Source organism: Actinotalea subterranea (genome assembly GCF_008364845.1).
GTDB lineage: Bacteria > Actinomycetota > Actinomycetes > Actinomycetales > Cellulomonadaceae > Actinotalea > Actinotalea subterranea.
The window spans coordinates 1-12,663 of the sequence record NZ_VTTP01000017.1 but is presented as its reverse complement, the minus strand read 5'-3'; the positions used below and the strand labels follow the sequence as shown (position 1 = coordinate 12,663).

At 71.9% G+C, this 12,663-nt stretch carries 15 protein-coding genes; 7 read left to right on the top strand and 8 right to left on the bottom strand.

The annotated features are described in order from the left end of the window. Positions 1 to 65: 65 nt before the first annotated feature. Together FZ988_RS18015 and FZ988_RS18010 are read right to left on the bottom strand one after the other, a co-directional pair. Complete coding sequence (locus tag FZ988_RS18015; RefSeq protein ID WP_149205433.1) at positions 66 to 542, bottom strand: nitroreductase/quinone reductase family protein; 477 nt, start codon at positions 540 to 542, stop codon at positions 66 to 68. Beyond that, positions 539 to 1,318, bottom strand: a complete 780-nt coding sequence (locus tag FZ988_RS18010; protein WP_149205432.1) for a glucose 1-dehydrogenase — start codon at positions 1,316 to 1,318, stop codon at positions 539 to 541. The genes FZ988_RS18015 and FZ988_RS18010 overlap by 4 nt, the downstream gene beginning before the upstream one ends. 144 nt (positions 1,319 to 1,462) lie before the next feature. Between FZ988_RS18010 and FZ988_RS18005 the strand changes: the two genes are divergently transcribed. Continuing rightward, positions 1,463 to 2,107 (top strand): TetR/AcrR family transcriptional regulator, encoded by a 645-nt coding sequence (locus tag FZ988_RS18005; protein ID WP_149205431.1) that lies wholly within the window; start codon positions 1,463 to 1,465, stop codon positions 2,105 to 2,107. Positions 2,108 to 2,128: 21 nt separating this feature from the next. Here the strand turns inward: FZ988_RS18005 and FZ988_RS18000 are convergent, their stop codons facing one another. Further along, complete coding sequence (locus FZ988_RS18000) at positions 2,129 to 2,968, bottom strand: Rossmann-fold NAD(P)-binding domain-containing protein (RefSeq protein ID WP_149205430.1); 840 nt, start codon at positions 2,966 to 2,968, stop codon at positions 2,129 to 2,131. Between the two features lie 10 nt (positions 2,969 to 2,978). After that, positions 2,979 to 3,950: an oxidoreductase gene (locus FZ988_RS17995; RefSeq protein WP_149205429.1), complete on the bottom strand. Its 972-nt coding sequence runs from the start codon at positions 3,948 to 3,950 to the stop codon at positions 2,979 to 2,981. Between the two features lie 64 nt (positions 3,951 to 4,014). Here FZ988_RS17995 and FZ988_RS17990 point away from each other — a divergent pair, with 64 nt between their 5' ends. Both FZ988_RS17990 and FZ988_RS17985 read left to right on the top strand, forming a co-directional pair. Continuing rightward, positions 4,015 to 4,608: a TetR/AcrR family transcriptional regulator gene (locus tag FZ988_RS17990; RefSeq protein ID WP_149205428.1), complete on the top strand. Its 594-nt coding sequence runs from the start codon at positions 4,015 to 4,017 to the stop codon at positions 4,606 to 4,608. A gap of 66 nt (positions 4,609 to 4,674) precedes the next feature. Beyond that, complete coding sequence (locus FZ988_RS17985; RefSeq protein WP_149205427.1) at positions 4,675 to 6,900, top strand: fibronectin type III domain-containing protein; 2,226 nt, start codon at positions 4,675 to 4,677, stop codon at positions 6,898 to 6,900. Between the two features lie 64 nt (positions 6,901 to 6,964). On the opposite strand, the gene FZ988_RS17980 is transcribed toward FZ988_RS17985, so the two are convergent. Next, positions 6,965 to 7,840 (bottom strand): class I SAM-dependent methyltransferase, encoded by an 876-nt coding sequence (locus FZ988_RS17980; protein ID WP_149205426.1) that lies wholly within the window; start codon positions 7,838 to 7,840, stop codon positions 6,965 to 6,967. Between the two features lie 100 nt (positions 7,841 to 7,940). Between FZ988_RS17980 and FZ988_RS17975 the strand changes: the two genes are divergently transcribed. Beyond that, positions 7,941 to 8,603, top strand: coding sequence for a Type 1 glutamine amidotransferase-like domain-containing protein (locus FZ988_RS17975; RefSeq protein WP_149205425.1), 663 nt, complete (start codon positions 7,941 to 7,943; stop codon positions 8,601 to 8,603). A 54-nt stretch (positions 8,604 to 8,657) separates the two neighbouring features. Here FZ988_RS17975 and FZ988_RS17970 read toward each other — a convergent pair whose 3' ends face one another. The 3 genes from FZ988_RS17970 to FZ988_RS17960 all read right to left on the bottom strand — a co-directional run bounded on the left by FZ988_RS17970 (position 8,658) and on the right by FZ988_RS17960 (position 10,522). Further along, a complete protein-coding gene (locus tag FZ988_RS17970; protein ID WP_246169615.1) occupies positions 8,658 to 9,344 on the bottom strand; it encodes a histidine phosphatase family protein in 687 nt (228 codons plus the stop codon). 122 nt (positions 9,345 to 9,466) lie between these two features. Beyond that, positions 9,467 to 10,036, bottom strand: a complete 570-nt coding sequence (locus FZ988_RS17965) for a dihydrofolate reductase family protein (protein WP_149205445.1) — start codon at positions 10,034 to 10,036, stop codon at positions 9,467 to 9,469. A gap of 147 nt (positions 10,037 to 10,183) precedes the next feature. Beyond that, positions 10,184 to 10,522 (bottom strand): YciI family protein, encoded by a 339-nt coding sequence (locus tag FZ988_RS17960; RefSeq protein ID WP_149205424.1) that lies wholly within the window; start codon positions 10,520 to 10,522, stop codon positions 10,184 to 10,186. A gap of 132 nt (positions 10,523 to 10,654) precedes the next feature. Between FZ988_RS17960 and FZ988_RS17955 the strand changes: the two genes are divergently transcribed. The 3 genes from FZ988_RS17955 to FZ988_RS17945 all read left to right on the top strand — a co-directional run bounded on the left by FZ988_RS17955 (position 10,655) and on the right by FZ988_RS17945 (position 12,585). Next, positions 10,655 to 10,996, top strand: coding sequence for an SMI1/KNR4 family protein (locus FZ988_RS17955; RefSeq protein ID WP_149205423.1), 342 nt, complete (start codon positions 10,655 to 10,657; stop codon positions 10,994 to 10,996). Between the two features lie 300 nt (positions 10,997 to 11,296). Further along, positions 11,297 to 11,683 (top strand): DUF7793 family protein, encoded by a 387-nt coding sequence (locus FZ988_RS17950; protein WP_149205422.1) that lies wholly within the window; start codon positions 11,297 to 11,299, stop codon positions 11,681 to 11,683. Further along, positions 11,680 to 12,585 (top strand): GGDEF domain-containing protein, encoded by a 906-nt coding sequence (locus FZ988_RS17945; protein WP_149205421.1) that lies wholly within the window; start codon positions 11,680 to 11,682, stop codon positions 12,583 to 12,585. Before FZ988_RS17950 ends, FZ988_RS17945 begins: the two co-directional genes overlap by 4 nt. Positions 12,586 to 12,663: the final 78 nt, after the last annotated feature.

Sequence of the window (12,663 nt, the reverse complement as noted above, 5' to 3'; positions counted from 1 at the left end):
GGCATCCGCTCGGCCGAGTGCCCGCCGTCGGCCGAGCGCCGGCCGTCGGGCAGGTCCAGCCGCGGTCAGTCCGGTGGTGGGAAGGTGATCCGCATCAGCCGACTGCGGGCCCAGTCCTCGAGTCGGGTCGGCCGAATGGTCCCCGGGTCATGAGGCTGGTTGAGGTCCGCGACGATCTCGGTCAGCACGGCCTGGCGTTCGGCCGGGTCGGTGACCGGTGTGGCCCACGCCGGCAGGTCGGCACGGACGCCGTTCTTGAGGTGGAACGTGAAGGCGGGATGGGCGAGCAGGTTCGCGTGCCAGTCGGTCGGCGCCCCGCCGGCGCCGCTGCACAGGTAGGTCGCTCCCGCGGCGCGGTAGAAGAAGATCTCGATCCGACGAGGTCGGCCGGTGCGGCGGCCCAGCGTGGTGATGTCGATGATCCGTTCCCTGGTACCTGCAGCGGGCGTGATCCCGATGGCTCGCCGGACGTGCTCCGGCAGGTGCGACAACGAGGCGTCCCGTTGAGGGTTGCCCTGTGCGGTCGTGTCCGGGTGGCTCATGCGGCCTCCGTCTTGAGGGCCGGGCCGAGGAGCAGCCCGCCGTCGACCACGTACTCCGCCCTGGTGATGAACGACGCCTCGGAGGAGGCGAGGAACAGCAGGAGTCGCGTGACGTCGGTCGGCTCGCCGAGCCGAGGGATGGCGAACGGCTCCGGAGAGTAGACGTCGGCGATCGCCGTGGTGGCGCCGGCCGCTGGTTCGCGGATGAAGGGCGTCGCGATCACGCCGGGGTGGATGGTGTTCACGCGCACCCGGTCCCGGCCGAGCTCGAGCGCTGCCGTCCGCGTGAGGCCCCGCACGGCCCACTTGCTGGCGACGTACGGGGCGTAGTGCGCCGTGCCGCCCAGCCCCATGGTCGAGGCGATGTTGACGATGGCTCCGCCTCCTGCGCGGCGCAGGGCGGCGGCTGCGGCCCTGATACCGAGGAAGGTCCCCGTGAGGTTGATGTCGAGGATCCGCGACCATGTGGCCGGGTCCGTCGTCTCGATCGGTGCCGGCGGGTTCTGCACGCCCGCGTTGTTGACGAGCACGTCGAGCGTTCCGAAGGTGCTCTCGGCGGCGAGCGCAGCGGCGGACCAGGAGTCCTCGTCGGTGACGTCGAGGCGGGTGAACAGGGCGCGGGCTCCGAGCTCGTCGGCGAGAGCGGCGCCTCGCTCGGCGTCGACGTCGCCGATCACCACGTTCGCCCCCTCCGCGTGAAACGCGCGGACGTGGCTCGAGCCCTGGCCGCCGGTCCCGCCGGTCACGAGCGCTGTCTGGTCGTCGAAGCGGGGCATCGGCTGCTCCTTCTGGAGGTGGACGGATGGCCGGGGTGCGCTGCCGGAGTGGGCGTCCCGCGCAGTGGTGAGTCGGGCGACTCACCACTGACGCTAAGCGTCGATATGAGGTGAGTCAAGCCACTCACCTCATAGACTCGACCCATGAGCCGCCCTCCGACGACGTACCACCAGCGCGTCGCCCAGCAGAAGCGCGCGGCCATCGTCAGGGCCGCGACCGACCTGTTCCTCGAGCTGGGGTACGACCGGACGTCGCTGGCACGCATCGCCGAGCGCTCGGACGTCTCCCGCGCCACCCTGTTCAAGCAGTTCCCGACGAAGGCGGCCCTCTTCGACGCGATCGTGACCGAGGCGTGGTCCACCGCCGACGAGGAGGAGCTCCCGCCGTCCGGCGACATCCTGGCGGGGCTCGGCATCCTCGGCCGCCGCTACGCCGAGCTCCTGGGCCGTGCCGAGATGACCGACCTGTTCAGGATCGTCATCGCCGAGCTGCCCCGCTTCCCCGAACTGGCCCAGGCGCAGTTCTCGCAGGGGAAGCTGCCCTACTTCGAGTCGGTGCGGACGTACCTCCTGGCCGAGCACGCGGCAGGGACCGTGCTGGTCGAGGACGCCGAGCTCGCAGCCACCCAGTTCCTGGGCATGATCGCGAACTACCTCTTCTGGCCGGCGCTGCTGGTGCCGGGCTGGGAGGTGACCGCGGAGCGCACCGCCGAGGTGGTCGACGAGGCCGTCCGCACGTTCGCGGCCCGGTACGCCGTGACCCAGCCGCGGGCTTCCATCCACGGCTGACCGCGAGCAGCCGCGGGGCCGTCAGTCTCGCCGGAGCACCGCGGCGGAGTCCGCGAGGAACGTCTGAAGGGTCCGGGCCGGGCGGCCCGTGAGGCGCTCGACGGTGTCGGTCACCGGCGCGAAGGTCCCGGCGTGCACGCGCTCGAACGTCCACAGCGTGAGGTCACGCTCGAACCCGCGCAGGCCTTCGAGGGCCTCGTCGATGGTGATCTCCCGGTGGGCGACGCGATGGCCGACGGCGGTCGAGAGCTGCTCCGCGACATGGGTCAGCGTGAGCGACTCCGGGCCGGAGAGCTCGTAGACCTGCCCCTCGTGGCCGTCGTCGAGCAGGGCGCACTCGGCCACCGCGGCGATGTCCCGCGCGTCGATCCACGCGAGGCTCGCCCCGCCGCTCGAGAAGGCGAGCTCGCCCTCCTCGACGAGCTGGGCGAGGTAGAAGCGCTCGTCCGTCAGGACCTGCATGAACCAGCTCGGCCGCAGAACGGTCCACTGCCGGCCGCTGCCGCGCACCACCTGCTCGGTGCGTACGGCCCAACCGTCGGGTCCCACCGAGTCCGCGTCCCGCTCGGACAGCAGGACGACGCGTGCATCCGCCGACAGCTCCGTGAGCAGCGCGTCGATCAGCTCGGGCGCGTCCGCGCGATCCGGCCGCACCACGTACACCGCGTCGACCGCGTCCGTCGCGGCCGCCCAGGTGGACGCGTCGTCCCACGAGAAGGCGGTGGGCTGCGCGCCCTCGAGCGTGACCGTCGTGGGGTCGCTGCTGCCGCCGAGCACATCGATCCCCGGCCGGGCGGCGAGCAGGTGCGCCAGGGGAGTGCCGGTCTTGCCGCGCACACCTGTCACCAGCACACGAGTCATGCGAGCTCCTCTACACCGGTCGATCGCCCCGTTCGGGACCATCGTCGCCCAGGTGCGGGCGGGTGGCAGGTCGGGGCCGGTCGGGCGGCGGCGCCGGTGCGGCCACCGGGAACGACGTGCCTGTGAGCGATTCGGAGACGGACCAGAGGCGTCGGGCGACGTCCAGGTCCCTCGCTGCAGGCGGAAGGTCGGTGACGACCGTCGCCGGCCCACGAACTCCGAACAGGCGTGGCCCGGCGAGGCTGCCGCCGGGGACGTCCCCGGTGGCGGCGAGCAAGGTGGGGAGGGCGCCCTTCTCGGGCCCGTGGGCGAGGAGGCGGGTGCCGGCGGCGCTGACGGCATCGAGGACGGCGTTGCCGCTGGTGATCCTGAAGCCGGTGGAGGCCCAGCCCGGATGAGCCGCCGTCGAGCGCACTGCCGACCCCGCGGCTTCGAGCCTGCGCTGCAGCTCGACGGTGAAGAGGAGGTTGGCGAGCTTGGACTGCGCGTATGCCCCGAACGGGCTGTATGGGCGGTGCTCCCACGCCAGGTCGTCGAAGTCGACCTTGGCGGTGCCGGCGGTGCTCGAGGTCACCGTGACGACGCGGCCCGTGGTGCGGTCGAGCAGCAGGTTCGTCAGCGCGAAGTGCCCGAGGTGGTTCACCCCGAGCTGGCTCTCGAAGCCGTCCGCGGTGACCTGCCTGGTGCCGGTCATGGTGCCGGCGTTGTTGATCAGGTAGTCGATGGGTCCGGTGATCCCGCCCGCGAAGTCCCGCACCGAGGACAGTGCGGAGAGGTCGAGGCGACGTGCTTCGGCCTTCGCGCCGATCGCCGTAGCCGCAGCGCGTCCCTTCGCGGGGTCCCGCACCGCGAGGATCACCCTCGCACCCCGTGACGCGAGTGCCGAGGCTGCGGCGTATCCGATGCCGCTGCTGGCACCGGTGATCACGGCGACGCGGCCGGACTGGTCGGGTACCTGGGAGCTGGAGGCGAGACTGGGCATGTGACGACTGTAGGCATTGCCTACTTTGTAGTCAATGCAAATCTGGGCTCGGTAGGATGCCCCCATGGCTGAAGTCGTTCAGTACCGGCGCGGCAACCTCCGCGAGGCCGTGCTCGATCGGGCACTCACAGTGCTCAGGGAACGCGGGGCGGACGCCCTGTCGCTGCGCGAGCTCGCCCGGGACGTCGGAGTCTCGCACGCCGCCCCGGCACGTCACTTCGCCGGCCGACGCCAGCTACTGGACGCACTCGCCGTCGCCGGGTTCGCGATGCTCGCCGACCGTCTTCACGACGCCGTCGCGTCCGACGCCGGGCTACCCGTCCGAGCACGACGGGCGGCCGACGCCTATCTCGACTTCGCGATCGGCGAGGCCAACCTCGTCGAGGTCATGTTTCGGCACGAGGACGGCAGGGACGCGACCGCGATCGGCCGCAGCGCCACAGCCGCCTTCGCCCCCCTCCGGGAGCTGTTCCCCGACGACGACGACGGCGGCAGCGCAGTCACCGTCTTCCTCGCCGCGCTGCAGGGGATCGCCGGGCTCGTGAACTGCGGGGTGGTGCCCGTCGAGAGCGTCCCTCAGCTCACCCACCACGCCGTCTCGCAGCTGGGCCCTGGCCCGCGCGACCAGAACGACCGTCGAACGACCAACCCCTCATGAGGCCTCAGGTCCGGCCGATGGGACGGCTCACCGCAGCCAGCGGGCCGACCCCGGAGGACCCGACGCATGTTCCGCTCACCAGTGCGCCGCGCCATGGCTCTCGCGACGGCCGCGGCCGTGGCGCTCGTGCTTGCCACGCCCGCGATCGCTTCAGCCGACACCCCCGGCGGCACCCCCGGAGCGCCCGTCCCGCTGCCGATCGGTGACTTCGACTCGTCGTTCACGGCGACGAACGCCGACGTGACGTCGTTGCCCGCCCGCCCGGGCCAGCCCTACTGGAACAACGTCACCTGGTACTCGGTGACCCCGTCAGCGACGACGAGGGTCTTCATCCGCGCGACGTCGATCAGCCCCTCCGGGTGGGACAACACCCTCGAGGTGTGGGCCGGCAGTTCGCTGGTGGTGCAGAACGACGACTTCTACGGGCTCGACGCCGCGGTCACCGTGACCCTCGACGCGGGGACGAGCTACCTCATCGGCCTCGGTGGGTATCACAGCGGCAGCAAGGGCTCGGTGACGCTGACGTTCGCGAGCCGTGTTCCCAGCGCGCCACTGGACGTCGCGGCCACGCAGGGCGACAGCCACGCGACCGTGACCTGGAACGCGCCGAGCGACCTCGCCGGCGGTGTGACGTCGTACCGGGTGCTGTGCACGCCGGCCGGTGGCTCCGAGAGCGAGTGCGGCACCGTCGGCGGCACCCCGCCCGCCACGTACGCGACCATCACGGGCCTGACCAACGGCACCGACTACACCTTCCGCGTCGAGGCGGCGAACGTCCTCGGCTACGGCGCGCCCTCCGCGCCTACCACGACCACGACGCCGAAGGCCGTGCCGTCGGTCACCGTGAGCACGTCGCCGGCCAGCCCCGTGAGCGGTCAGCCGTTCGCCGTCTCCGTGGACGTCACGGCCGGCGGCTCGCCCGCACCGGGCACGGTCCAGATCACCGTGGACGGAGTGACGACGACCGGGATCGCGCTCGTCGACGGGCACGCCTTGGTCGACGGGATCACGCACGCCGCCGGCACGGTGCCGGTCGGCGTGGCCTACTCGGGGACGAGCGCCGTCGCGCCCGGCAGTGCGTCGCAGACCGTCACGGTCGCCAAGCGCAGCCAGACGATCACGCTCGCCGCGCTGCCGACCGGGAAGGTCTACGCCTCGGCGCCCGTGGCCGTGAGCGCGACGTCGTCCGAGGCCCTCCCGGTCACGCTCGCCGCGACCGGCGCGTGCAGCCTCGCGGGCTCGAGCCTGTCCTTCACCGGCGTCGGGACCTGCACGGTGACGGCGTCGCAGGCGGGCACCAGCGAGGTCGAGGCCGCGGACGCGACAGTTGCCGCCACCGTCGGGCAGCGCCCGCAGACGCTCACCGTCGCCGCCCTGCCCGCCATGGTCTACGGCCAGCGGGTCACGCCCGCGGCGACGTCCTCCGTGGGCCTCACCGTCGGCCTGTCGGCGAGCGGCGCCTGCGCCCTCGACGCCGGCGAGCTCGTGGCGACCGGCGTGGGTCAGTGCACCCTCACAGCCACCCAGCCCGGCACCGCGACGACGGCCGCGGCGACCGCCGTCACCCGCACCCAGACGGTCGGGAAGCGACCGCAGGCGGTGACGCTCAGCGACCTGCCCCTGATGACGTTCCTGTCCCCGGTGATCTCCGTCGTGGCCAGCTCCGAGTACGGCCTGCCCGTCACGGTGTCGGGCGAGGGCGCGTGCTCCGTGGTCGACGGCGAGCTGCGCGCGATCGGTGCCGGCCTGTGCACGGTCACTGCGACGGCCGCCGGTGACGACGTCACCGAGCCGGGCGCCGCCGTCGTCAGCGGCACGGTCACCGGACCACCCACGGACGTGGTGCTCCAGGTGAAGACCCCGCTGGGGGCCAAGGCCGCCGCCGCTCCGGTGGCGGCTACCGCCTCCGGTCTCCAGCCGGGCAGCGAGCTCGTGCTCGAGGTGCACTCGACGCCCGTGGTCATCGGGCGGGCCGTCGTCGGCCCCGACGGCACCGCGACCGTCACCGGCACCCTGCCCGTGCTCGAGCCCGGCGACCACCATCTCGTGGCGATCGGCACCGGCCTCGACGGCCAGCCGGTGACGACGAGGACCAGCTTCGCCGTGGACACCGATGGTGCGATCACGCGGATCGAGAACCGGACGCTGCCCGGCGCGGCGCTGGCAGCCACGGGCGGTGAGGCGAGGACAGTCGTCCTCCTCGCGGTGATGTGGATCGCCCTCGGCTCGGTGCTCATCCTCGTGCGGCGCTCCGCCCGGTGGCGCGCGACGCGGGCGATCCTGTCCGCCTGACGGCCGCAGCTGCCCGGGACCGAACGGCTCACACCGCCGCCATCAGCGCGGCAAGCCGCGGGGCTCAGCGCCGCCGAGCAGTGAGCGTGAACGTGGCAGGCAGGCGCTCGGGACGCTCACGCAGGCGGTACTCGTTCACGTCCTCGTCGAGCACCATGAAGCCCGGCAGCGCGTCCCACGGGACGCTGTCGTGCTCGGTGAGCGAGGTCAGCTCCATGCCCGCGTCGAGCACGGCGGTGACGATCTCGGCGAGGCCGTGGTTCCACTCCATCGAACGCGGCTGCGCGACCTTCTCGTCGCCGGCGTAGGTGTACTCGTCGTTCCAGACGAGGGCCTCGGCCTGCTCGTAGTAGGGGAGCTCGAGGGCGAGCGTCGTCGCTCCCGGGCCGGTCATCCACGGCTGCTGCTCGCGGTCGGGGTGCTCGGCGCCGACCGTCATCGCCATGGCCGCGTTGAGCACGGGGTGACCGTCGCGGATGAACAGCCGGCCGCCGGGGCGGATCAGGGCCGCGACGGTCTCGGCCCAGCGGCGGATGCTCGGCAGCCAGCAGATGGCGCCGATGCCGGTGTAGACCATGTCGAACTGGCGGCCGCCGAGCGCCTCCGGGGCGGCGTACACGTCGGACTGGACGTACTCGATATCCGTGCCCGCGCGCTCCGCCAGGTCGCGCGCCACGCCCAGGGACGTGCCCGACAGGTCGACGCCGGTCACGCGAGCCCCCAGCCGGGCGAGGCTCAGGGTGTCGGTACCGATGTGGCACTGCAGGTGGACGACGTCCGAGCCGGTGAGGTCCCCGAGCCGCGGGAGGTCGAAGGCGACGACGTCCGACAACGCCGTCGGGTCAGCCAGCAGCCGATCGATCCCGTACCCCTGCGCATGGACCGACGCGCGACTGTCCCAGTTGGTGCGGTTGAGCTCCAGGTACTCCTCAGCGGCCACCTTCCGGAGGCTACAGCGCCTCCGAGCGCCACCGCCGATGACTTCTGGCCCCGCCACCGGTCCACATGCTCACACGACCGACTCACGTTGCGAGGTACCCATGAAGCTCCTGCTCACGTCCGGTGGCGTCACCAACCCGAGCATCGCGAACGCCCTCGTCAGGCTCCTGGGCAAGCCGCTCGGCGAGTCCAGGGCGCTCTGCATCCCGACAGCGCAGTGGGGCCATCCGATGTGCGATCCCACGACGGTGCAAGGGTTCCTGGCGGCCGGGCCCGGGTCCGCGCACCTGTCCGGCCTGGGCTGGGCCTCCCTCGGCGTTCTCGAGCTCACGGCACTCCCGACGATCGGCGAGGACCGATGGGTTCCCTGGGTCCGGGAGGCCGACGTGCTGCTCGTGGACGGCGGCGATGCCACCTACCTGTGCCACTGGATGCGGCAGTCCGGGCTGGCCGCCCTGCTGCCGTCCCTGGCGGACACGGTCTGGGTGGGAGTGAGCGCGGGGAGCATGGTCATGACGCCACGCATCGGGCCTTCCTTCGTCGAGTGGCCGGCCGCGCGGGACGACCGGACGCTCGGGCTCGTCGACTTCGCGATCTTCCCGCACCTGGACGCCTTCCCCACCAACACGCTCGATCATGCCGAGCGGTGGGCGGCGGACCTCGGAGTACCCGCCTACGCCATCGACGAGCAGACGGCCATCGCCGTCGTCGACGGCTCCGTCGAGGTCGTGTCCGAGGGGCGCTGGGTCCACTTCAAGGCATGACGGTCGAGCCGTGGGACGACGACGGCGCGCCGCCCCGGTGACGGGACTCGGCGGTCAGGCCGAGGCGACGACGGGCTCCGCCGCCGGCCGGGCACCGAGAACGCCCTGGTGCGCGACGTCGACGGCGGCCTCGTCCACGCGGACCCCCTCCGGCGTGAGCCGCACCCGCGAGACCGAGGCGTTCGGCAGGGGGACGAGCACCCCGTCGCCGACCGTCGCCAGCCAGACGCCGAGCGCGAGCCCGTGCCCGACCACGAGCACCTCCCCGCCCTCGGGGTGCGCCGTGGCGATCCGGTCCATCGCGGCCTGGAGCCGCGCGAGGAACGTCGCGGCGTCCTCGCCTCCCGGCAACCCCGGGTGGGAGCCGTCGATGATCTGCCCGACGAGCTCCGGCCAGACGATCACCCGGTCCAGCACCGACTCGTGCTTGCGCTCGAAGTGCCCGAAGCTGAACTCCCGGAGCCCCGCGTCGGTGCGCAGGCGCACGCCCTCGTGGTGCCGCAGGATTTCGACCGCCGTCGTGACGGCCCTTCCCGACGGCGACGAGTAGGCGGCCACGAAGGGCCGGTTCGCCAGGTGCCGAGCGGTCGTCCGGACGCCGTCGAGGCCGTCCCGGGTCAGCGGTGAGTTCGACCAGCCCTGGAGCAGGCGGCGCTGGTTGAGGTAGGTGCGCCCGTGGCGCACGAGCGTCAAGGTCAAGGTCCCGGTCGTCGTCGGTGCGACCGTCATGTCAGTCGTCATGGCACGACCGTAGGTGGGCCGCACGTCGAGCCGGCGACCTCCACGTGACCGGTCGATGAAGTCGTGCTCGGACCGCCCGGCGGGGGCCGGGGCGGGCGTCCGGTGTACCAGGACGGTTCAGGTCAGGCCGTGGCTCGCACCGGCCGGTATCGCTGGACAACCGCTCCCGACCGGAACTCGTGGCGGTCCACGAGCTCGAGCTGGATGCGCTCGCGTAGACCGGACAGCAGCGTCGGCCCGTGCCCGGCGAGCAGCGGGTGCACGACGAACTCGTACTCGTCGATCAGTCCCAGGTCCGCCAGCGCCGTGGGCAGCGTCACGCCACCCACCCACAGGCTCCCGCCGGACTCCTCCTTGAGCCGCTGAACGGCCTGCCCGAGGTCGCCTCGCACCAGCTCGGCATTCCAGTCGACCTCGTCCAGCGTGCTCGACACGACGTACTTCTTCGCCCGGTCGATGGTCTCGGCGAAGGGGACCTCCCACTCACCCATCCAGTCGGGCCACGGACCCGTGGCGGGCTTGCGCCACGCCGACTCCATCATCTCGTAGGTGACCCGGCCGTAGAGCAGGGCATCAGCTCGCTCCATCTCAGTGGTCCAGTAGCGCATCGACTCCTCGTCCGGGGGGAGCCCCGCCTCGTGGTGGCAGCAGCCGTCGAGCGTGACGTTGATCGAGTACCGGAGCATGCCCATCTCGTTGCTCTCCCTGCTGCGCTGCGAGTTCACGGGTCACTACTCAGACGGTTGCCGACGCCGGTTCTCATCGGGTCGACGGCCGGTTCACGGACGCGGGCGAAGCCCGACGGACTCGCGCCGGCTCGGTCTCACGGCTGCTCGGTCTCACGGCTGCTCGGGTGCGGGCGGGCACTCCAGCACCTCGATCGAGTTCCCGGGGATGAGCCGCAGGTGCGGATGCTCGGCGAAGATCTCGACCGCCTCGTCGTGCGAACCCGCCTCGACGATCGCGTACCCGGTTTTCGAGTCGACGAAGTCCTCGACGCCCTCGGCGCTCACGAGCTTCTTCCGGTACAGGGGCGCGCCCGGGTCGACGAGCGCCTGCTGGTGGGTCTGCGCCCACCTGGCCCAGGCATTCATGAACTCAGCCTGCTGGTCCTCGGTGAGGGCCTCCTTGTCGGAGGCGTCCGCCGCGCCGTGGTAGATCGCCAGGAATCGCGTCATCGAGGCAGCGTACTTCTGGCCCTCTTCGCAAGGCCCGGCCCGGGCGCGCTCACGTGGAGCCGCCCTGGACGCAGCGGCGCGAGCTGGTCACCCGGCACTATGGGGCCCATGACAGGACCTGGCGCCGCACGGATGACCGGGGCCGAGGCTGTGCTGGCCGTGTCGCTGCCAGCACCGGTGCGAGGGCTGTATCGAGAGTCAGACGGGCACTACGACCGCGATGGCCAGTGGTTCGTCGTCTGGCCGGTGAGCCGGCTCATCGAGGAGAACCTGGCTGCCTGGGATCGAGGCCTGCCTCGGACCTTGCTCGCGTTCGGTGACGACGGGACCGGTAACCCCTTCTGCGTCGGCCTCGACGACGCTAGCGACGCAGTGGTCCGCTGGAACTGGATGGATGCTGACGTGGAGTCTCATGAGGGCTCGATGGCCGAGTTCCGCGGCAAGTGGCTGCTCGGATCGGGAGACACGCCCTAGTCGCCGTCTGCCCACCCGGCCGTGGCTCAGCGCCGGTGCTCGAGCGCCTCCGTCAGGAGGACCCGCTGATGGTGAGCGTCGTCGGCGGCTGACGGCCCCGACGTCGTGCAACGACCCGTCGCAGATGCCCCTCGCCAGCGACTGACATCGCGCCCACTCTTGCCTCGGGCGGTCTGCTCACGAAGCGACCGGAGCGAGCCGATAATCCCTCTGAAGGATGAACGGTCGAACCTGTCGCGAGACGGGGCGCGCAGCCACGGGGCCCACAAGGTCGGCCGGGCGCCGAACAAGGGAACATCAGTGAGCGACGAGCACCCCGAGGTGACGGGGGAGAAGTTCCGCATGTGGCTCCGGCCGGATGGCGTGGTGGAGCTCGCCTGGGCCCCGCACGTCCCCTCGGGCCTCGAGGATGCGCTCGAGGCGATCGACGCGATGACCCGGCTCACCGGCGGCCGCCCCACCCCGCTCCTGGTGCGCACGACCGATGCCGGCCCCCAGGACCGGGCAGCGCGGATGGAGTTCATCCGCCGCCACGAGGTCGTGTCCGCCGTCGCGCTGCTTGTCGGGAACCCGCTCAGCCGGATGATGGCGACGTTTTTCATCAACGTGAGCAGGCCGAAGGCCCCGACGCGGATGTTCGAGGACGAGGCAGAGGCCCTCGCCTGGCTCAAGGAGCACGTGGCGTGACGACGACGCCGGTGGCACCGGATGCGGGCGGCATCCCGGACCTGGAGCGCCGACTCGACGAGGTCGTGAGCGTCATCCAGGAGCTCGCCGCGCTCCGGTTCGACGCGCGCGCCACCGTCGGGCCCGCCGGTGACATCGTCGACGCCGTGGCGGCGGGCGTGAACTCGCTCGGTGAGGAGCTCGAGGCGTCCTACCAGGAGATCGAGCGCCGCGTCGCGGACCGGACGGCCGAGCTGGCGATCGCCACACGGGAGCTCAGCCACCGGGCGCTGCACGACGACCTGACCGGCCTGGCCAACCGCGCCGCCTTCTGGGACCGGCTGGGCCACCGTCTGAGCCTCGCGGGCAGGCGCTCGTGCGGGTTCGCGGTCATGTTCCTGGACCTCGACGACTTCAAGACGGTGAACGACACCCTGGGTCACGCGGCCGGCGACCAGCTTCTCGTCGACGTGGCTGAGCGCATCATGAGCGAGCTGAGAGCAGGTGACACGGCCGCTCGCGTGGGCGGCGACGAGTTCCTCGTCCTGCTCGACGAGGTGGCGACGGGCGAGGCGGCGCTGGCCGTCGCGCGCCGCGTCAACGAGCGCCTGCAGGCACCGCACAGGTTCGGGGCGCACACGTACACGTCCACGAGCAGCATCGGCGTGGCCACGACCATGGACGGCCTGGCGACCTCCGACGCGATCGTCGCCGCTGCCGACGCGGCGATGTACGACGCGAAGCGGAGCGGCCGAGGGCTGTGCGTCCTCTACAGCCGGGACCGGCACGGCCAGGCGTCGTTCGTCGACGAGGGCGTGCCCGACGAGACGCAACCGAGTCCCGAGGACGGGGCGGGCGGGGTCTGGCACCGCCGTGACAGGCCTCCGACACCTCTGGGCGTGCCCGACCCCTCTCGGGTCTAGCTGTACTGACCCGGCAGGTTGATCAATCGGGTGACTGGTGGCTTGTTCTCGCAGGCGGTGTGGGGTCGGTGGTGGTTG

Coding starts and splice junctions, on each gene's coding strand:
- FZ988_RS18015 (WP_149205433.1), bottom strand. CDS start 542: ATGAGCCACCCGGACACGACCGCACAGGGCAACCCTCAACGGGACGCC.
- FZ988_RS18010 (WP_149205432.1), bottom strand. CDS start 1,318: ATGCCCCGCTTCGACGACCAGACAGCGCTCGTGACCGGCGGGACCGGC.
- FZ988_RS17995 (WP_149205429.1), bottom strand. CDS start 3,950: ATGCCCAGTCTCGCCTCCAGCTCCCAGGTACCCGACCAGTCCGGCCGC.
- FZ988_RS17970 (WP_246169615.1), bottom strand. CDS start 9,344: ATGACGACTGACATGACGGTCGCACCGACGACGACCGGGACCTTGACC.
- FZ988_RS17965 (WP_149205445.1), bottom strand. CDS start 10,036: ATGGGCATGCTCCGGTACTCGATCAACGTCACGCTCGACGGCTGCTGC.
- FZ988_RS18005 (WP_149205431.1), top strand. CDS start 1,463: ATGAGCCGCCCTCCGACGACGTACCACCAGCGCGTCGCCCAGCAGAAG.
- FZ988_RS17990 (WP_149205428.1), top strand. CDS start 4,015: ATGGCTGAAGTCGTTCAGTACCGGCGCGGCAACCTCCGCGAGGCCGTG.
- FZ988_RS17955 (WP_149205423.1), top strand. CDS start 10,655: ATGACCGGGGCCGAGGCTGTGCTGGCCGTGTCGCTGCCAGCACCGGTG.
- FZ988_RS18000 (WP_149205430.1), bottom strand. CDS start 2,968: ATGACTCGTGTGCTGGTGACAGGTGTGCGCGGCAAGACCGGCACTCCC.
- FZ988_RS17975 (WP_149205425.1), top strand. CDS start 7,941: ATGAAGCTCCTGCTCACGTCCGGTGGCGTCACCAACCCGAGCATCGCG.
- FZ988_RS17960 (WP_149205424.1), bottom strand. CDS start 10,522: ATGACGCGATTCCTGGCGATCTACCACGGCGCGGCGGACGCCTCCGAC.
- FZ988_RS17985 (WP_149205427.1), top strand. CDS start 4,675: ATGTTCCGCTCACCAGTGCGCCGCGCCATGGCTCTCGCGACGGCCGCG.